16 protein-coding genes and 2 tRNA genes are annotated in these 18,359 nt (G+C 62.5%); 12 read left to right on the top strand and 6 right to left on the bottom strand.

Annotation, left to right across the window (positions count from 1 at the left end):
• Positions 1–29: 29 nt before the first annotated feature.
• The 7 genes from ACUY3D_RS06765 to ACUY3D_RS06795 are packed head-to-tail and all read left to right on the top strand — an operon-like array spanning position 30 to position 7,915.
• The gene (locus tag ACUY3D_RS06765) at positions 30–1,670 is read left to right on the top strand and encodes a TIGR04028 family ABC transporter substrate-binding protein (protein ID WP_448240662.1); all 1,641 of its coding nucleotides are present in this window, start codon (positions 30–32) and stop codon (positions 1,668–1,670) included.
• Positions 1,671–2,681, top strand: coding sequence for an ABC transporter permease (locus ACUY3D_RS06770; protein WP_070522266.1), 1,011 nt, complete (start codon positions 1,671–1,673; stop codon positions 2,679–2,681).
• Positions 2,678–3,532, top strand: coding sequence for an ABC transporter permease (locus tag ACUY3D_RS06775; protein ID WP_448240664.1), 855 nt, complete (start codon positions 2,678–2,680; stop codon positions 3,530–3,532). Before ACUY3D_RS06770 ends, ACUY3D_RS06775 begins: the two co-directional genes overlap by 4 nt.
• 1 nt (position 3,533) lies before the next feature.
• On the top strand, positions 3,534–5,201 hold the full coding sequence (locus tag ACUY3D_RS06780; RefSeq protein ID WP_154737241.1) for a dipeptide ABC transporter ATP-binding protein: 1,668 nt from the start codon (positions 3,534–3,536) through the stop codon (positions 5,199–5,201).
• A gap of 30 nt (positions 5,202–5,231) precedes the next feature.
• Complete coding sequence (locus tag ACUY3D_RS06785; protein WP_448240666.1) at positions 5,232–6,419, top strand: alkylhydroperoxidase domain protein; 1,188 nt, start codon at positions 5,232–5,234, stop codon at positions 6,417–6,419.
• 18 nt (positions 6,420–6,437) lie between these two features.
• The gene (locus ACUY3D_RS06790) at positions 6,438–7,112 is read left to right on the top strand and encodes an SDR family oxidoreductase (RefSeq protein ID WP_448240668.1); all 675 of its coding nucleotides are present in this window, start codon (positions 6,438–6,440) and stop codon (positions 7,110–7,112) included.
• A gap of 56 nt (positions 7,113–7,168) precedes the next feature.
• The gene (locus ACUY3D_RS06795; RefSeq protein WP_448240670.1) at positions 7,169–7,915 is read left to right on the top strand and encodes a GntR family transcriptional regulator; all 747 of its coding nucleotides are present in this window, start codon (positions 7,169–7,171) and stop codon (positions 7,913–7,915) included.
• Between the two features lie 420 nt (positions 7,916–8,335).
• Here ACUY3D_RS06795 and ACUY3D_RS06800 read toward each other — a convergent pair whose 3' ends face one another.
• Positions 8,336–9,433, bottom strand: coding sequence for an HNH endonuclease signature motif containing protein (locus ACUY3D_RS06800; RefSeq protein WP_448240672.1), 1,098 nt, complete (start codon positions 9,431–9,433; stop codon positions 8,336–8,338).
• 260 nt (positions 9,434–9,693) lie between these two features.
• Positions 9,694–12,234, bottom strand: a complete 2,541-nt coding sequence (gene pepN, locus ACUY3D_RS06805; RefSeq protein ID WP_448240674.1) for an aminopeptidase N — start codon at positions 12,232–12,234, stop codon at positions 9,694–9,696.
• A 101-nt stretch (positions 12,235–12,335) separates the two neighbouring features.
• Here pepN and ACUY3D_RS06810 point away from each other — a divergent pair, with 101 nt between their 5' ends.
• A complete protein-coding gene (locus ACUY3D_RS06810; RefSeq protein WP_448240676.1) occupies positions 12,336–12,950 on the top strand; it encodes a mycothiol-dependent nitroreductase Rv2466c family protein in 615 nt (204 codons plus the stop codon).
• Here ACUY3D_RS06810 and ACUY3D_RS06815 read toward each other — a convergent pair.
• Positions 12,947–13,324, bottom strand: a complete 378-nt coding sequence (locus tag ACUY3D_RS06815; protein ID WP_180952016.1) for a hypothetical protein — start codon at positions 13,322–13,324, stop codon at positions 12,947–12,949. The two genes, ACUY3D_RS06810 and ACUY3D_RS06815, sit on opposite strands and share 4 nt — an antisense overlap.
• 103 nt (positions 13,325–13,427) lie before the next feature.
• Here ACUY3D_RS06815 and ACUY3D_RS06820 point away from each other — a divergent pair, with 103 nt between their 5' ends.
• Positions 13,428–13,901 (top strand): ribose-5-phosphate isomerase, encoded by a 474-nt coding sequence (locus ACUY3D_RS06820; RefSeq protein WP_010191143.1) that lies wholly within the window; start codon positions 13,428–13,430, stop codon positions 13,899–13,901.
• Here the strand turns inward: ACUY3D_RS06820 and ACUY3D_RS06825 are convergent.
• Positions 13,898–14,725, bottom strand: coding sequence for an aldo/keto reductase (locus ACUY3D_RS06825; RefSeq protein WP_448240678.1), 828 nt, complete (start codon positions 14,723–14,725; stop codon positions 13,898–13,900). The genes ACUY3D_RS06820 and ACUY3D_RS06825 overlap by 4 nt on opposite strands.
• Before the next feature lie 93 nt (positions 14,726–14,818).
• Positions 14,819–14,893 (bottom strand) — tRNA-Gly (locus ACUY3D_RS06830).
• A gap of 214 nt (positions 14,894–15,107) precedes the next feature.
• Between ACUY3D_RS06830 and ACUY3D_RS06835 the strand changes: the two genes are divergently transcribed.
• The 3 genes from ACUY3D_RS06835 (at position 15,108) to tig (ending at position 17,567) form a co-directional block, all read left to right on the top strand.
• On the top strand, positions 15,108–15,926 hold the full coding sequence (locus ACUY3D_RS06835; RefSeq protein WP_339016843.1) for a DUF1542 domain-containing protein: 819 nt from the start codon (positions 15,108–15,110) through the stop codon (positions 15,924–15,926).
• 138 nt (positions 15,927–16,064) lie between these two features.
• Positions 16,065–16,138, top strand: a tRNA-Pro gene (locus ACUY3D_RS06840).
• A gap of 73 nt (positions 16,139–16,211) precedes the next feature.
• Positions 16,212–17,567, top strand: a complete 1,356-nt coding sequence (gene tig, locus ACUY3D_RS06845) for a trigger factor (RefSeq protein ID WP_070524649.1) — start codon at positions 16,212–16,214, stop codon at positions 17,565–17,567.
• A gap of 173 nt (positions 17,568–17,740) precedes the next feature.
• Here tig and ACUY3D_RS06850 read toward each other — a convergent pair whose 3' ends face one another.
• Positions 17,741–18,322 (bottom strand): NADPH-dependent FMN reductase, encoded by a 582-nt coding sequence (locus tag ACUY3D_RS06850; protein ID WP_101735461.1) that lies wholly within the window; start codon positions 18,320–18,322, stop codon positions 17,741–17,743.
• Between the last annotated feature and the right edge of the window lie 37 nt (positions 18,323–18,359).

Here is an 18,359-nt window from a genome sequence, read left to right on the forward strand (position 1 = left end):
CCGACTATCTACTCTCTGAAAGCAATACCGTGAAAACCCTACGCGCACTCGCCGCCACCCTGGCAGCAGCCCTCGCCTTAGCCGGCTGCTCCGCCGTGGAACGGCCGGACGGGGAGGACAACGTCCTCACCTACCTAGAGCCGCAGTTCTTCCGCACGCTCTACCCGCCGGCCGCCGGCTTTTATCCCAACGGCGGCGTGGTCAACCAGCTGACCGATCGTCTCCTGTACCAAGACCCCGAGACCCTCGAACTTTCGCCGTGGATTGCCACGGAGATGCCCAAAGTCAACGCCGATGCTACGGAGTACACGTTTAATATCCGCACCGACGTCACCTACTCCGACGGTTCCCCGCTAACTGCCGAAAACGTCGTGGCCAACTTCGATCTCTTCGGCCGCGGCGATAAGTCCCGCACGCTGACCAGCTCAGAGCAGATCGCCAACTATGACCACGGCGAGGTCGTGGACGAGGACACCGTGAAGTTCTACTTCACCCAGCCTTCCCCGGGCTTCCTCCAGGCCACCTCTGCCTACAACGCCGGCCTGCTCTCCGATTCAACGCTGGCCTTGGACAACGAGGGCTTCGGTCCCGGCAACGCGGTCAACGTCATTGGCTCGGGCCCCTTCGTGGTGGAATCGGAAGAAATCGGCACCGACCTCAAGCTCAAGACCCGCGAGGACTACGACTGGGCCCCGCCGGCCGTGAAGCACCAAGGGCGCGCGGAGATCGACGGCGTCCACTACATCCTCGCCGCCGAAGAATCCGTGCGCACTGGCGCCATCCTCTCCGGCCAGGCCGATATCGCCCGCCAGATCTCCGCACCGCAGGAGTCACTGCTCAAGGACCGGGGTGTTGGCATCATCTCGCGCGGCACGAACTCCATGAACAACCAGTTCGCCTTCCGCTTCGACCACCCGTTGCTGCAGGACAAGCGCGTGCGCGAGGCCATCATCCACGGCGTGGACCGCGAGGAGATTCTCCGCGTTCTCTTCTCCGAGTCTTATCCACTGGCCACCTCGACGGTGGCCAAGACCGGCCTGGCCTACAAGGACCAGTCCGCCGCCTATGCCTTCGACCCCGAAGAGTCCAAGCGACTCCTCGACGAGGCCGGCTGGGAACCCGGGCCGGACGGCATCCGCGTCAAGGACGGCCAGCGCCTCGTCCTGCGCACCAATACCGCGTTGCCGCAGCCGCGTTCCAAGGAAGTCATGACCATGGTGCAGGACCAGCTGGGTGAGCTGGGCATCGGCATCCAAGTCAACGCCGGCGACCAGGCCACGCAGAACGCCGATGCCAAGGACGTTGACAAGGTGCAGATCTACCACTCGATGGTGGGCCGCGCCGACTATGACGTCATCACCTCGCTCTACGGCATCAACAACCGCGACGCCTTCCTCAACCAAGACGCGGAGGGCACCCCAATCGACGCGCACCTGCAGGAGCTTCTCGACGCCGTCCTCGACACCCCCGACAAGGAAGGCCGCATCAAGGCCACGGAAGAAGTCCAGGACTACATCACCGAGCAGGCCTATGCGCTGCCGCTCTTTGAGGAACCTGTGGTCTACGCCGTCCGTCCAGGCATTTCGGGCTTTAGCCCGGAATCGGTGGCGCGCCCGTGGTTCTACGAGGTGTCCATCGACGCCGCGGCATCGGATGAGGAGGAGAAATAAATGACAACCCGCCAACTCTTCAGCCGCATTGGGCAGGCCCTCCTCGTGCTGCTCATTACCTACACCGTGGCCTTTGTGCTCCTGTCGGCGCTGCCATCGGATGCCGTCCAGTCGCGCTTCGGCGACCCTGCCCTGGGCCTGTCCCAGGCGGAGATTGAGGCTATTCGGGAGGAGATGGGCGTCGACAAGCCGCTCGTGGTGCAGTACTTCACCTCCCTGGGTGGCTTCCTCACCGGGCACTTCGGCAACTCCACGCAGTCGGGCGCTCCGGTAGCCACGCTGCTTGCCGACGCCCTTCCCCACACCCTCATCCTTGCCGCCAGTGCCATCGTTCTCGCACTCATCGTGGCCGTGCTCGTGGCCTTTGTGGCCACGCTGCCGGGGCTTGGCGCCATCGGTTCTTTCTTCCGGGGACTGCCTTCCTTCATGGTCTCGCTGCCCGGCTTCTGGATTGCCATCCTGCTCATCCAGTTCTTTTCCTTCCAGCTGGGCTGGGTGCGCGTCATTGAACCCGGCAGCGTGGAGGGCCTCATCCTGCCTACCGTGACGCTCTCGGTTCCTATGGCCGCGCCGCTCATCCAAGTGCTGATCCGCTCCATCGATGAGACGCAATCGCGGCCCTTCGTCCAGGCGGTGCGCGCACGCGGTGCCTCGGAGGCGTGGATCTTCTGGCGAACTGTCCTGCGCAATTCGCTGCTGCCCACCTTGACCATGGCGGGCCTGCTCTTCGGTGAGCTCGTCGGCGGTGCCGTGGTGACCGAGACCGTCTTTGGCCGCACCGGCTTGGGCTACATGGTGGCGCAGGCCGTGGCGAACCGCGATACCCCGGTGCTGCTGGCCGTGGTTCTCATCGCTGCGACCTCCTACATCATCATCAACCTCGTGGTGGACCTGCTCTACCCGGTGCTGGATCCGCGCCTGCGTGCCAGCGCCCCGGAGCGAGCTGCCCGCCGCAGCACAGATTCCGCCACCACCTCGGCCGCTACTTCGGAAAGGACGGTGCGCTCATGAGCATGACGCACACCAATCCGCTGCGTTCTTCACGAGCGCCGCGCCGCCACACCGCGAATCCCTGGCTCGCGCCGGGTTCCATCATCGCCATCGTGGTCCTCGTGATCGCTTTCCTGGCCGCGCTTTTCCCAAGTCTGTTCACCTCGGCCGACCCCTATGCTGGCACCGACGTAGCTCTGTTGGCGCCGGGGGAGTCCGGCCACCTCATGGGCACGGATGCGGTGGGGCGCGACCTCTATCCGCGCATCGTCTACGGTGCCCGCCAGTCGCTCCTCGGCGCGCTGATCGCCGTGGCCGTCGGCCTGGTCGTCGGCACGCTCATCGGTTTGCTCGCCGGCTCCCTGCGCGGAGCGGTGGACACCGTCCTCATGCGCGTGGTCGACGTGCTTCTTTCTATCCCCGGCATCCTGTTGTCGCTGTCCATCATCATCGTGCTGGGCTTCGGCTCCGTGCAGGCAGCGGTGGCCGTCGGCGCGACCTCGGTCGCGACCTTCGCCCGTTTGGCCCGCTCCCAGGTGATCACCGTGGCCAGCTCGGACTACATCGAGGCCGCATACGGCGCCGGTGCCACCCACGCCACGGTGCTCTTGCGCCACATACTTCCCAACTCACTCACGCCCGTCATCGCCCTGGCCACGCTGCAGTTCGGCACCGCCATCCTGCAGTTGTCCATCCTCGGCTTCCTGGGCTACGGCGCCCCGCCGCCGACCCCGGAATGGGGCCTTATTATCGCCGAGGGCCGTGACTTCATGGCCACCGCCTGGTGGCTCATCATCCTGCCCGGCATCGCGCTGGTCGCCATGGTGATGTCCGCCAACCGCCTGTCCCAAAACTTCCCCGTGGAGGCCTAACATGTCTGTTACAAAAAATGCAGCGCAGCCCCTGCTGCGCGTGCGGGACCTCAACGTGTCCTATTCCACCGCAGGTGGTGACGTTTCCGCCGTGCAAGGCGTCAACCTCGAGGTTCACCCGGGACAGATGACCGCCATCGTGGGCGAATCGGGTTCCGGCAAGACCACCTCGGCCATGGCAGCCATCGGTTTGCTGCCCTCGAATGCCACGATCGATGCCGGAACCATCACCTTCGATGGTCGCGATATCACCTCGCTGCGCCGGCGCCAGTGGCGTGAGTTGCGAGGGCGACGCATCGGGCTGATCCCGCAGGACCCGAACAACTCCCTCAACCCAGTCCAGACCATCGGCGCCTCGGTGGAGGAGGGCATGCGCATCCACAAGGTGGGCACCGCCGCCGAGCGCAAGGCAAAGGCGTTGGAGTTGCTGGAGCGCGTCGGCATCGATGACCCTGCGCGCCGCTATCACCAATACCCGCACGAGCTGTCCGGCGGCATGAAGCAGCGCGTGCTCATTGCCGCCGCCGTGGCGCTAGAGCCCGACCTCATCATCGCCGACGAGCCGACCTCCGCCCTCGACGTCACCGTGCAGAAGATCATCCTCGATCTCCTCGATGACATGCGCGCGGAGCTCGGCATGGGCATCCTCTTCATTACCCACGACCTCGCCGTGGCCGGTGACCGCGCCGACCGCGTCGTGGTTATGGAGTCCGGTCAGCTGCGCGAGGAGGGCCTGGCCGCCACGGTGCTGACGAACCCGCGCCACGACTACACCAAACGCCTGCTTGCCGACGCCCCCTCCCTCACCGTCGCCGACGCCGGCCGAGCAGCTACGTCGCGCAACGCCGTCGTCAAGACCGACACAACCACTGACCGCACCGCGGGCGAACCCTTGGTGCGCGTGGAAGGCCTGACCCAGCGCTTCGGTGATTTCACCGCGGTCGATGACATCTCCTTCACCGTGGCCAAGGGCTCGACCCACGCCATCGTGGGTGAATCCGGCTCCGGCAAGACCACGACGGGGCGCAGCATCGCGATGTTCAACACCCCGACTTCCGGCAGCATCACCGTGGGCGGACGCGACATCGTGGGCCTGCGCGGTAAGGCCTTGCGCGAAGAGCGAAACAACATCCAGCTGGTCTACCAGAACCCCTATGGCTCACTGGACCCTAAGCAGTCCATCGGCCAGACGGTGGCGGAGCCGCTGCGGAACTTGAAGGGGGTGCGTGCAAGCGCGGCCAAGGAAAAGGCCAAAGAGTTCTTGGACCTGGTGGCGCTGAACCCGGACTACTACGACCGCCGTCCGCGCGAGCTCTCGGGCGGCCAGCGCCAGCGCGTGGCCATCGCGCGCGCCATGATCGTGGAGCCGGAGCTGGTCATTCTCGACGAGGCAGTCTCCGCCCTCGACGTCACCGTGCAGGCCCAGATCCTGCGGCTGCTGGCGCGGCTGCAGGAGGAGCTCGGCCTGACCTACATTTTCATCTCGCACGACCTCGCGGTGGTCAACCAAATCTCCGATACCGTATCGGTGCTCTCGAAGGGGCAGCAGGTGGAATCTGGTGCCACGGCCGAGGTCTTTAGCAATCCACAATCACCGTTTACCCAAAAGCTCATCGAGGCCATCCCTGGCTCCCGCTACCGCGCCGGCGACCTCAACCTGGGTCTGTAGCCTGGGGCGAACACAAGAAAGGAATCATTCATGGCAGACATCATTAACCTGTTGGCGGGTGTTGAGGGGGACGTCGCCAAGCTGCGCGAGCGCCGGCCCGAGGCCAAGGAGAACGCGCAGGCCTCCTTTGCCGCGCTCCTCGAACCTTCAACGCCCGGCACGTTCAGCTATGCGGAACGCTACGCCATCGCTACCTTTGTGGCGGGCGTGTATCAGGCGACGCCTGCCGTCGCCTTTTATTCTGACCTGCTGGCGGAGGAATCAGAGGAGCTTGCCGTCGAAATATCCCGCGCGGTGGAGAGCGGCATCACCACCGGCCCGTATATTGATGGCGGCTTCACGCTTTTCGAGGTCTCCCAGCGCCTCGCCGCCGCCCTCGACTTCGCCCACCTTCTGGTCTTCCACCCCAAGGATGCTTCTCCAGCTGCGATTGGTCACCTGCAGGCGGCCGGCTGGTCCGACGATGACATCGTGACGCTGGCGCAGCTGGTCAGCTTCCTGTCTTTCCAGCTGCGCGTGGCGCACGGCCTCTCCGTGCTTGCCGGTACTGCACAGCCCGCGCCCGTGACTGAGGCGCCGCGTCCCACCCAGACCCCGGAGTGGGTGCCGGGGGAGGGGACGCTGGTGCCGGACGTCGCCAAGCCGCAGGGCTTTGTAGCGCACTCGCTGGGCTGGAAGCCGTGGGTGCCGCCGCAGCCGAAGGAGGAGTTCACAGACGCGCAGCGCGATGCGCTCATTAAGCCCGAGCGCATCGATATGGAGTACTTCCGTCTGCTCGCCCGCGACCCGGCAGCGCTCAAGGCGCGCACGCTCACGGACCTGGACATCTTTTACAACACCGACGGCGGACTCGGTCGCGCCGAGCGTGAGCTGGCCGCCACGGTGGTATCGCGTCTCAACGGTTGCGAGTACTGCGCGTCGGTGCACCAGCAGCGCGCCAAGGAAGAGGGCGGTGACGCCGCGGCGATTGACCGTCTGCTCGAGGAGGGCGTAGATGCTGACCTGGGCTCGGCGCAGTGGTCCGCCATTCGCGATGCCGCCCTGGCCCTGACCGAGTCACCCTTTGCTTTCGACGCCTCCCACGTTGAACGCCTCGAGGCCGTGGGATTCGATACCCTAGCCATCATCGATGTCATCAACTCCACCGCGTTCTTCAACTGGGCCAACCGCCTGATGCTGACGCTGGGGGAGCCGGATGTGCCGAAGCGCTTCCGCTAACGAGAAGGAGGAACAACCATGGTGAAAACTGCCGTTGTAACTGGTGCGACGGGTGGAATGGGCGCGGAGATCATCAAGGACCTTGCCCGGGACCACCGCGTGTATGCCCTGGGGCGGCGCGCCGGGGAGCTGCCGGAGGCGGAGAACATCGTGCCGGTGGGCATCGACCTGCTGTCGCTACTTGATGGTGCGGCGCTTCCCACCGAGCTTTCTGAACTGGAGCGCGTGGACGTGCTCGTGCATGCGGCGGCTCGGGCGGATAAGCGCTCGGTGGAAAGCGCTCGGCCGGAGGATTGGCGCGCGCAGATGGACCTCAACGTTCACGTGCCAGCCGAGCTGACCCGCCTGCTTCTGCCCGCGCTGCGCGCGGAGGAGGGGCTTGCGGTGTTCATTAACTCCGGTGCCGGCATTCACTCCTATGGTGACAACGTCATTTACGCCGCCACGAAGCATGCGTTGTACGCGCTTGCCGACGGCCTCCGCCTCGGCGAACTCGGCATCCGCGTGTCCACCGTCGCGCCGGGCCCGACGGATACCCCGATGCTGCAGGGCCTGCAGGATTACAACCCAGAGCATGTCATCGCTCCTGTGGAGGTGGCGAAGGCCATCCGCGCCACCGTTGATGCTGGCCCGACGACGCAGCTTACGGAGATTCGCGTACGCCCGCGCATTGAGTTGAATCAGCGCAAGTAGGAGCCGCATTTTCTCTCAAGATGCGAAAAACGCAGCGCACGGTACAGTGATGAGGCGTGTCCACCTCTCAACGTCGCCGCCCCGCCTATTTGGTGATCGCGGATTCGCTGCGGAGCAAGATTGAATCCGGCGAACTGAAGCCGGGTGACCGCTTTCCCACGGAGCGGGAGTTAGTCCAGGAATACAAGGTGGCGCGCATGACGGTGCGCCACGCGCTGGACATCGTCCAGATCGAAGGTCTCATTGACCGCAAGCGCGGGCGCACCGGTGGCACCTTCGTGCGTGCCACCCCGCCGACGCTGAGCCTGACGAGCGGGCGAAGCGCGCTTGACCAGCTGCGTGAGCATGGCCTCGATGTGGAGGTGCGGGTGTTGTCGCTGACGCTGATTGAGGTGCCTGGGCATCTCGCTTCCTCCTTCGGGATTGAGGAAGGCGATTCCGTGTGGGAATGCCGCGCGGTGCAGTTGACCGAGGGCTCGCCCATCATGGCCTCCACCCTTTTTATCCCGCAGGCCTTGGCCTCGGACCTCACGGAAGAGGACGTCCAGAAGCCGCTGACCGAGCTGTTGACGGAGCTTGACCTGGCACCCGTGTTTAAGCGGGACTCCCTCGTGGCCGCCACCGCGCGCACGGAGGAGCAGAAAGCCCTTGGAGTAGGTCGGAACCAACCGGTCCTACGCATTACGAGAACCATCAAGGCAGAGGGCGGCGTCGTAGCCGCTCAGCTGGAAGAGACCCTGCGCCCTGATGCCGTCACGGTGGAGGTCGTCATCGGCGAGGATCCCACGCCGACCCTCGACTAGACACCAGCGAGGGCAGCGCCATAAGTTTTCCCCGCCGGGAATACGAACGTGTACTCCAGGAAACCCGCCAACCACCATCGGGTTGGTGGGTCTCGTTCTTTAAGAGCTAAAGGGCCCGCTGCTCCCGCTGTATCTTGCGGCATGTGAACTGTGGTCTGGGATCTCCTAGTTTCCCGTCCCCCTTCTAACAGTTAGCGGGTTTAGTTCTTTAAGGGCTTAAGAGTCCCGGTACACCCCGCTGCATGTTGTGGCGCATTAGCCGTGGTCAGGGATCCCCGCGTGCCTTGTTGTGGTTTGTGGGTGGTGGTGTCTGAAGGATCGCCGATGTGCCCGCTAACCTTCCCTCGGTTGGCGGGTGGCGGTATTGGTGCAGGTGGTAAGCCGTTTCCTTTCAGTCGTTGCTGTGCGTGGTGGCTGAGGTTAACTGCTGTCGGGTGGTTCCTCTGGTGGCTGTCCTGCTTTTTCGGTGTTGAGTCTGGCTAGTGCTTCTTGGTATTCCGGCATTGCGGTTATCGGGGCACCCCAGGGTGGGATGAAGCTGACTCCGGTGTTGAGTCGGTACATGTAGCCGCGGCCGGTAGGCCTTGAAGGGTCATCATCGTTAATACCGTTGTGGTAGGCACACAAAAACGTCAGGTTTTTAATGTTGGTAAAGCCACCTGCTTGCCAGGGGATGAGGTGGTGGACTTGGCAGTAATCGGCTGGTTTGTTGCAGCCTGGTCTTGAGCAGGTGTGGAATTCCGCGTGCAGGCTAAGACGCTGGTTGAGGTTTGCTCCCCGTTCTAGCCGCCAGGTGTTGATGGGCCCGTCAATGGGGTGGACGATGGTGGCGTAGCCTATTTCGGCAAACTTGTGGGTGAGGAATTCAGCACCTGTCATGCGTGCGCCGTTAGTCAGGTTGAGCTGGATTTCGTCCCCGTCGCCGTTAATGATTTGGTCGAGCTCATTCAGGGTGATGATGACTTGGGTGCGCACGGCCGGCTTTGTACCGCTTGCTTGGTTGAAGAAGATGTCGTTGGCGGCTTGAAGTAGGTCGGTGTTGTTGGTGGATTCTAAGACGGCGCGCATGTTGGCAATCGTGGTGGCATCGTCAGTAATGGAAAGGGTGTTGGGGCCTTGCTCCCGGTAGGTGATGCGTACGCCTGGTTTGGCGGTTCTTTTAGCACGCAGTTCTTTAAGCCGTGCGGCGGCCACAGTGGGGATGCGGTGTGCGGGTGTGGCGGCGAGTTTTGCGCGGAGGTTCCAGGCATCCAGGGTCTTTTTCACGCGTGCGGTGTAGGTTTCAATCAGTGTGAGGGTGCCGAGGCTGTGTTTCTGGGCGAGTGCTGCGTGGCGGGCTTTGCGTTGTTTGCCGCTAAAGCGGGTGGGACCGAAGTAAACCTGATGCAGCTGTGAAAGCTCGGTGGCATCAGAGGCATCGGCGCCGAGCGCGCGGAGCTCATCGGGTGTGCCAGGTGCATGCTCCACCAGCGTAATCCCCGAGTTGCGAAGGCGGAGGTAGGTTTCGATATCCCCCATGGCCACAGAGACTAAAACAGCACCAGCAACCCCGCAACCGGAGGAAGAAAATTCCTGGATAGAGGGGTGCGTCACGGGTAACGGGAGGAAGGTTGGCCACAGGCGTGGCTAATGCTGACAAAGGGTAGGGGACGGGATTGGCTGGGTGAACGGTGGCGGCGGACAGGGATTGGCTGGGTGAACGGTGGCTGCGGACAGGGGGAGGAGGAACTGGAGCACAAGCCCCTCAGGTGAGGGGCTTGATGCGTATGCTCTGGGGACTAGCCGCGGTCGACGGCGCGGTTGCGCAGAGCGCGGGCGAGGCGGTCGCGCTGCTCGGTGACTGCGCGGCGCAAGCCGCCGGCCAAGTCGCGGGAGAGGAACTCGTCGGCGCGGTCGAGGGTCTCCTGGCTGACATCCCAGCGCGGGAACAACCCGGTTACCGTGGTCAGGGCAATCTCGTTGGATTGCGCGGACCAGATCTTTTCCGCCACGTCAAAGAACTCAGCGCTCGGCAGGAGCTCGTCGGAGCCTACGAACGCCAGGCCCGCTAGCTTGGATTCCAAGTCGCGGTTGCCCAGTTCACCGGCGACAATCTCGTCCCACACCGCGCGCTTGTTGTCCTCGGTATTAACCGCAGCCAACGCCTTAAGCGAGGCCTGGTAGCCCGTCGCGGTGTTATCGCGCTTGAGTTCCTCAGCCACCGCCGTCATGGCGGCGCCGGCGGCCTCGGGGCCGGTGACGTCGGCAAGCGAGCCATCAGCAATGAGCGCGGTGAGCGCCTTCCAGCGCAGGCCCGCATCCGAGGAGGTCTCAAGAAGGTCCTGGAAGAAGGTGCGGGAGGCGTCGTGAAGCTTGATGCCGGCCAGCGCCTGGGTGAAGACGATGGAGCGCTCGGCGTCGTCGGAGCGGGCGCCGGCCAGGAGGGCGTCGGCAAGCTGCGTGTCCTCCTTCGCCCACTCCGGGTCGGCATAGGTGGACTGGGCCAAAGCGGCCTGGGCGAGGATGCGCTCGAGCACGGCGAGCTCAGTCTCCGCCGCCGCACCGCGGGCGACGAGCGCGACGAAATCGCGGGCGCGCATGGTACCTGCACGGGTCATCTCCCACGCGGTGGACCAGCACAGGGTGCGGGCCATGGGGTCCTCGAATTTGTCAACATTCTCCAGCAGGAACTGCAAAGAACCCGCATCCAGATCGATGAGGCAGTAGGTCAGGTCATCGTCGTTGGGAAGGACGAAGGGGACGTCGGAAAGCGCGCGGCCCACAAGCTCCGGAATCTCAGTGGAGGCGCCGTCGATATCCATCTCGATGCGCTCGGTGCGCACCACCTTCTCACCCTGCAAGGCATAGACGCCGACAGCGACGCGGTGCGTGCGCAGGGTATCACCACGCTGGGTGAGGTAGGCCTGCGTGATGATGCCGGACTCGTCCGTACCCAACGCCACGCCCAGCGTGTTTACGCCCGTGGTCTTGAGCCACTGCTGTGCCCAGAAGGACAGGTCACGCCCTGAGGCCTCCTCCAAGTGGCGCAGCAGATCCCCGAAGGTGGCATTCGACCACTGGTGTTCCTGGAAATGGCGGCGCACGCCGGCGAAGAAGTTCTCGCGGCCCACATAGGCCTGCAGCTGCTTGAGCACCGACGCACCCTTGGCGTAGGTAATGCCGTCGAAATTCTGTTCCACGGTCTCAATATCGGAGGCATCCGTGGAAATGGGGTGCGTGGTGGGCAGCTGATCCTGCTGGTAAGCCCAGGCCTTTTCCACATTGGCGAAGGTCACCCACGCGGTGTCGTATTGAGTTTCCTCCGCCTGGGAGATCGCCGCGGACCAGGTAGCGAAGGATTCGTTGAGCCACAAATCATCCCACCACTGCATGGTCACCAAATCACCGAACCACATGTGGGCCAGCTCGTGGAGGATGGTATCCGCGCGGCGTTCGTATTTGTAGTGCGAGGCCTGGGACGTAAAGACGTACTCGTCCCGAATTGTTACGCATCCGGCGTTCTCCATCGCACCGGCGTTGAATTCCGGTACGAAAATCTGGTCATACTTGCCAAAGGGGTAGGCAAAGCCGAAGTTGCGGTGATAGAAATCAAAGCCCTGCTTAGTCTCGGTGAAGAGGCGCTCCGCGTCGAGCGAATCCAGCAGCGAGGGGCGGCAGTAAATCCCCAGCGGCACCTCAACGGTTTGTGCCGGCGAGCCCTCCGGGTGCTCCGCCAACGTTCCGGTCCACGTATCCGTCACACCAACGTACGGGCCCGCGCACAGCGCAATCAAGTAGGTCGACAGCGGGTAATCCACCGCCGCGCGCACGGTATTGCCCGAACGCGTGATAGGGGAGTTCGTAATCACCGTCCAGTGCTCTGGGACCTCGAAGGCCAATGAATAGGTTGCCTTCAGATCCGGCTGGTCAAAGCAGGCGAAGACACGCTTGGCGTCGGCAGTCTCGAACTGGGTGTAGAGGTAAGCCTCACCATCCACCGGGTCGATAAAGCGGTGCAGGCCCTCGCCGGTGCGGGAGTAACGAATCTTCGCCACGACCTTCAGCTCATACTCCGCCACCTGCAAACCCGATAGCGGGATCCCGTACGTCGGGTCATAAGCGCTGGTGGGCAACGGCGCACCATTGAGGCGGACCTCGAGAAGCTCGTCACCGCGCAGGTCAATAAACGTCGAACCAGCTTCCTTCACCCGGAATTTCACCACCGTGGTGGAGGTGAAGAACTCTTCCCCGGTGAGGTCGAGGGCGACGTCGTAGTGGCTTACCTCCACCATGTCGGAACGCTGCTGGGCTTCCTCGCGGGTGAGGTTAATCGAGGTCATGTACTGTATCTCCTCTTTCTCGGTACCTTAAGTCTCTGCACCAGCGTAGTCACACGCCTAGGGTGGGGTGCCAAAGACCACAGAAACAAAGGAGATTTACCGTGGCTCAACAAGTGACGTTCTGGTTCGACTGCTCATGCCCCTTCGCGTGGCTGACCTCGCGCTGGATTAAGGAGGTGGAGAAGGTCCGCGATATCGAGGTGACTTTTGAGCCGATGTCCCTGTCCGTGCTCAACAAGGGCCGCGACCTGGATCCGGAGTACATGAAGATGATGGAAGCCAACTGGGGTCCTGCCCGCGTGGCGGCCAAGATTGCCGTGGAGGCCCCGGACAAGGTCGATGCCTTCTACACCGCGATGGGCACCCGCATCCACACGGAGGGCCAGGGCGGCAAGAAGGGGTACGGCGCCTACGACGACATCATCAAGCAGGCGCTTGACGACGCCTCCCTCCCCGCCACCTTCGCCTCCGTGGCCAACACCGAAGAGATGGATGACAAGCTCACCGAGTTCCACAACCGGGGCATCTCCGAAGTTGGCGACGAGGTCGGTACCCCAGTGGTGAAGTTCGGCGATACCGCCTTCTTCGGCCCAGTCATCACGCGCGTTCCCACCGGCGAGGAAGCCGGCGAGCTTTTCGACGCCTCCGTGCGCCTCGCCCAGTTCCCCTACTTCTTCGAGCTCAAGCGCTCCCGCACCGAGGATCCCCAGGTTTAACGCGTGCGGTTGCGCATTGCCGCCACGATGACGCAGACCAGGACGATAGGGGTGAGTACGATAGCGGGAAGTCCCGCGATGTTAATGATGGGCAGATAGCTCTGCGCCTGGTATTCCTCCCAGGCTGCGGCTAGCCACGTGGCCCACGACGCACCTGCAAGTAGCGCGAGGACGCCGGCGGTGATTCCGCCGGCGGTGCGTGGCTTATGTAGGAGCCACCACAGGCCCACGCCGAGGTGGGCCAGCGTCATCACTGCGTCCAAGAGAAGTGGCAGAATGAAGACGTTGTCGGTGAAGAAACCGGCGGCGAATAAACCTGCGCCGACAAGGATTGCGCCGACGTAAAGGAAGCAGACGCGTGCGGTCATGGACATAGTGGGGTCCTTCCTTGGGAGTAGACGTGCCCCACCATATCAATTTTGAATTATTGCTAAAACGGGTCGGCGGGCGTGTTCGCCGACCGGTAGGATGTGGGCCATGCGCGTTTATTTAGGAGCAGACCACGCAGGGTTCGAGACGAAGAACGTCATTGCCGAACACCTGAAGAAGCAGGGCCACGACGTCATTGATTGCGGTGCCCATGAGTACGACGCCGAGGATGACTACCCGGCATTTTGCATTGAGGCCGCGCTGCGGACCGTCAACGATCCGGGTTCGCTCGGCATCGTGCTGGGAGGTTCCGGCAACGGCGAGCAGATCGCCGCTAACAAGGTGAAGGGCGCGCGCTGCGCCCTGGCGTGGTCGCCGGAGACCGCACGCCTGGCCCGCGAGCACAACAACGCCCAGCTCATCGGCATCGGCGGCCGCATGCACTCCGAGGAGGAGGCACTCGCCATCGTGGATGCCTTCCTGGATCAGGAATGGTCCCGTGCCGAGCGCCACCAGCGCCGCATCGACATTCTTGCCGAGTACGAGCGCACCAACATTCCGCCGGAGCTTCCGGAGGCTTAGTTCATGTCCTTGGGGTGAGTGCCGCCGCGGCCCTCTTCCCCAAGGTCGAGATCGGTGATGGCGGCCATCTCGGATTCATCAAGCTCAAAGCCAAATACATCGAAGTTCTGCGCGATGCGCTCCGGGTTTTCGGACTTCGGGAACACGATGACGCCATTTTGTAGGTGCCAGCGGATGATCACCTGAGCGGGGGAGACGCCGTATTTCTCGGCGGGCTCGGTGATTTCCGGCTGCTCAAAGAGATCGGTTTTGCCCTGGCCCAGTGGGCCCCAAGCCTCAATCTGCACCTTGTGGGAACGGAAGGCATCGAGCTCGCGCCAGCGCTGCAGGTAGGGGTGCAGCTCTACCTGGTTGACCACGGGGGTTTCATCAGTCTGGGTTTCCAGCTGGTCAAGGTGCTCCAGTTCGAAGTTGGAGACACCAATGGACTTTGCCTTGCCGGCCTTCTTCAGTTCGATGAGCTGCTTCCACGCCTCGACGTAGTGGCCGTTGTCCGGGCAGGGCCAGTGGATGAGGTAGAGGCCAACGTAGTCGAGCCCCAGTTTCTCCAAAGATTCATCGAGGGCTGCGGCTGCGTCGGTTTGGCGGTCATTCCACAGCTTCGTGGTGATGAACAGCTCCTCGCGCGGGATGCCGGACTTGGCAATCGCGCGGCCCACGCCTTCCTCGTTGCCGTAGATGGCAGCGGTATCGATGTGGCGGTAGCCCACCTTGAGGGCCTCGAGGACCAGCTCTTCGGTCTTGTCGGGGTCAACCTTGAAGACGCCGAAGCCGAGCTGCGGGATGGAGTTTCCATCGTGCAATTTGATATTAGGTACAGTCATGCGGCCCACTCTACGCAGAGCTTGTTCATCCGTGCAGAAAACGATTAAAACCGCACCAACGACCTAAATTAGGTGGTTAGCGCGGCTTTTCCTTGGAGGGAATGACGGGAATCGAACCCGCGTCTTCAGCTTGGAAGGCTGAGGTATTAGCCACTATACGACATTCCCACAACCGGCAATCTTCAACTTTCAAGGTCTTGACTTTGAAAGTCTCAACGTTGAAAGCCGTTGAATCGGCGTGCCGACTACTTTAGCGCACGCGGGCGCTGAAAGGAAAATGGGAACTTAAGCGGGGTAAAGCGCGTTAGTTTGGGTAGGCGTACAAACAAAACAACACATAGTTCGACACGCAATTCAACTCTGAGATGAAAGTGGTGCTTTCGTGAGCTCGTTATTGCTCCTTATCCTCGTCGTCGGTGGCGGCGCATGGTTCCTGTCCTCGCGCAACGGGAAGAAGCAGCAAGAGCTGCGAGAATCCCAGCGTTTCGAGGATGCGATGGCGGATGCGCGCCGCTGGACTGAGCGTCTCGGTGGTCAGGTGATGAACTTGAGCGGCACGGATACTGCCTCCCAGCAGGCCATGGCGGATGCCTCCGAGCGTTTTACCGCCGCCAACTCGGCGATTTCCCGCGCCACCACCGCCAAGCAAGCGCACCTCGCGCGGGAGTCCGCGCTGGAGGGGCTGTACTATGTGGCGGCCGCGCGCGAGATTATGGGCATGGACCCAGGCCCCGAACTCCCGCCGCTGGAGGGCCAGCGCCAGGCCGGCAAGGTCACGGAAACCCGCACGGTGGAAGCAAACGGGGAGACGCTGACGGCGTCGCCAAGCGCATCTGCACAAACCCCGAACTACTACCCGGGCGGTGTCGTGGCTGGGCGCCCGGTCCCGGCCGGTTGGTACTCGCGCCCGTGGTGGGCTGATGCGTTGACCACCGGCGTGTGGATGGTGGGTTACTCCATGATGTTCAACGCCATGTTCGCGGGCATGTCCGGCGTCGGCTACTCCGCCGCGGCGGCTGAAAGCGGCGACTGGGGTGGAGACCTCGGCGGCGCTGAAGGCATGGACGGCGGTGCCCTGGACGGAGCCGGTGATATGGGCTCTGGCGATGCCGGGGGAGGCGACGATGGTGGCTTCTTCGATGGCCTCTTTGGTGGCGACGGAGGCGATGGCGGAATGTTTGATTTCGACTTCGACTTCTAAGCGGTGAAACATCCTTTGACATGCATAAATGAACATAAAATGGGGCCGGTGTTGGGATAGTCAAGCGGCTATCGGTACACTAGCCCCAGTATGAAGCGCAGCTGCGTTCGGAGCTTCCGGGCGCAGAGGCTTTCCATACGGGGCGTGGCGCAGCTTGGTAGCGCACCTGCTTTGGGAGCAGGGGGTCGCAGGTTCAAATCCTGTCGCCCCGACGTATGGGGGCCTGGACACGCATCCAGGCCCCTTCATTACATTTTTAGACGATCACAATCAGGAGAGTTTCTCGTGAAGACCACCGTAGACAAGCTGAGCGATACCCGCGTCAAGCTCACCGTCAACGTTCCGTTCGCTGAGCTGGACAAGGAAATCGCTCAGGCCTACGCGGCGATCGCGCAGCAGGTTTCCATCCCGGGCTTCCGTAAGGGCAAGGCTCCGCGCCAGCTTATCGACGCCCGCTTTGGTCGTGGCCCCATCCTCGAGCAGGTAGTCAACGACATGCTGCCGTCCCGCTACGAGCAGGCCGTTACCGAAAACGATCTCAAGGTTATTGGTCAGCCGGAGATCGACATTGCCAAGCTGGAGGACAACGACTTCGTCGAGTTCACCGCTGAGGTAGATATCCGCCCCGAGTTCGAGGTGCCGGACTTCTCCAAGATTTCCGTTAAGGTGCCGGCGCTGGAGACTTCCGAAGAGGACGTCGACAAGGCGCTCGAGGACCTGGCTTCCCGCTTCGGTGAGCTCAAGGACACCAAGCGCAAGATGAAGACCGGTGACTACGCCATCATCGACATCACCACCGAGGTTGACGGCACCAAGCTGGACGAGGCTTCCCACGAGGGCATGACCTACCGCATCGGCGACGACAACCTGATCAAGGGCCTCGACACCGCTCTGCGCGGCATGAAGACCGACGAGGACAACGAGTTCACCACCACCATCCAGTCCGGTGAGCACGAGGGCGACGAGGCCACCGTGAAGGTCCACGTCCAGCAGACCAAGGAGCGCAAGCTGCCGGATCTCGACGACGAGTTCGCACAGATGGCCTCCGAGTTCGACACCATTGACGAGCTGCGCGAGGACACCAAGACCCGCGTCGAGGAGTCCAAGAAGTCCGAGCAGGCTGCCGCCATCCGCGATGAGGTCCTCAAGGCCGCGCTTGCCGACGTTGACTTTGAGCTCCCCGCCTCCGTGGTGGACGAGCAGGTCCACGCTCAGCTGCACCAGGTCATGGGTCAGCTGGCTCACGACGAGAAGGCTCTGGCTCAGCTGCTTGAGGCGCAGGGCACCACCCGCGAAGAGTTCGACGCTGATGCGCGCAAGTCCGCTGAGGAATCCGTGCGCACCCAGCTCTTCCTGGACGCACTCGCTGAGGTTGAGGAGCCGGAGGTGTCCCAGCAGGAGCTGACCGACCACATCCTGTTCACCGCGCAGTCCTACGGCATGGACCCGAACCAGTTCATCCAGCAGCTGCAGTCCAGCAACCAGCTGGGCAACCTGTTCTCTGACGTGCGCCGCGGCAAGGCCCTGGCTATGGCTATCTGCCGTGCAGAGGTCACCGACGAGGCTGGCAACAAGGTTGATGTTGACCAGTACTTCGGTGAGATCGATGAGGACGAGGCTGAAGCTTCCGAGGAGAAGTAATCTCCCGCTTGTAATGCGCCGCTGCCACATGTGTGGTGGCGAGCGCGCGTGAAACCCCGGATTCAGGTAACTCAAGGATGAGCCTGAATCCGGGGTTTGTGTCATTGTGAACGCCCTCTAGGAGTCTTTGAGTACTTCGTAGAGGGCGTGATGGGTGTTGGCTGGGGATACCGCTAGCCGTTCGTGGCTCTAAAGGCCTTGTCGGTTAGCTGCAGGAAGCGCATAACGTAATCCTTGACAAAGTCTGCGGTGCGTTCATTGAGATGTCCGGACTCTTCGAAAAGGGTGGGGGATTGACCCAGAAATACTTCGGGCTGACCCGGAAGCGGCATATCGAAGTAGGACAGGGCGAGGCGAAGGTTCTTCTGTGAACTGTAGCCGCCCATGCGGCCTACAGAGTGGCTAATGATACCTGCGGGAAGGTGCTTCCACGCCACATCTGAGTTGGGTTTAGAGCCGATGTCCACTGCGTTTTTGAGGCAGGCGGGGATAGTGCGGTTGTTCTCTGGCGTAATGAAGAGGATCCCGCTCGAGTTCTTGATGGACTCGCGAAAAGTGGTGTACTCAGCCGGAGTGGGCTTGTCCGTGACGGCGGGGTCATCGTAGTCGAAGTCATAGAGCGGCAAGTCACGGATTTCCACGATGTTTGCCTCGTAGTCTTCAGGGATCATCGTGAGCACCTCGTGTGCAATCTTGCGTGTAAATGACCCTCGCCGCAGGCTGCCGACGATAACGCTGATACGTGGGGTGGTCATGGTAAACCTTCTTTCTTAGTTGGGTGTAGGGAGACGT

The organism is Corynebacterium guaraldiae, assembly GCF_053480195.1.

Bases quoted from the DNA above. Each gene is read 5' to 3' on its own strand.
- ACUY3D_RS06770 (WP_070522266.1), top strand. From the start codon at position 1,671: ATGACAACCCGCCAACTCTTCAGCCGCATTGGGCAGGCCCTCCTCGTG.
- ACUY3D_RS06775 (WP_448240664.1), top strand. From the start codon at position 2,678: ATGAGCATGACGCACACCAATCCGCTGCGTTCTTCACGAGCGCCGCGC.
- ACUY3D_RS06780 (WP_154737241.1), top strand. From the start codon at position 3,534: ATGTCTGTTACAAAAAATGCAGCGCAGCCCCTGCTGCGCGTGCGGGAC.
- ACUY3D_RS06785 (WP_448240666.1), top strand. From the start codon at position 5,232: ATGGCAGACATCATTAACCTGTTGGCGGGTGTTGAGGGGGACGTCGCC.
- ACUY3D_RS06790 (WP_448240668.1), top strand. From the start codon at position 6,438: ATGGTGAAAACTGCCGTTGTAACTGGTGCGACGGGTGGAATGGGCGCG.
- ACUY3D_RS06800 (WP_448240672.1), bottom strand. From the start codon at position 9,433: ATGGGGGATATCGAAACCTACCTCCGCCTTCGCAACTCGGGGATTACG.
- pepN (WP_448240674.1), bottom strand. From the start codon at position 12,234: ATGACCTCGATTAACCTCACCCGCGAGGAAGCCCAGCAGCGTTCCGAC.
- ACUY3D_RS06815 (WP_180952016.1), bottom strand. From the start codon at position 13,324: ATGTCCATGACCGCACGCGTCTGCTTCCTTTACGTCGGCGCAATCCTT.
- ACUY3D_RS06820 (WP_010191143.1), top strand. From the start codon at position 13,428: ATGCGCGTTTATTTAGGAGCAGACCACGCAGGGTTCGAGACGAAGAAC.
- ACUY3D_RS06825 (WP_448240678.1), bottom strand. From the start codon at position 14,725: ATGACTGTACCTAATATCAAATTGCACGATGGAAACTCCATCCCGCAG.
- ACUY3D_RS06850 (WP_101735461.1), bottom strand. From the start codon at position 18,322: ATGACCACCCCACGTATCAGCGTTATCGTCGGCAGCCTGCGGCGAGGG.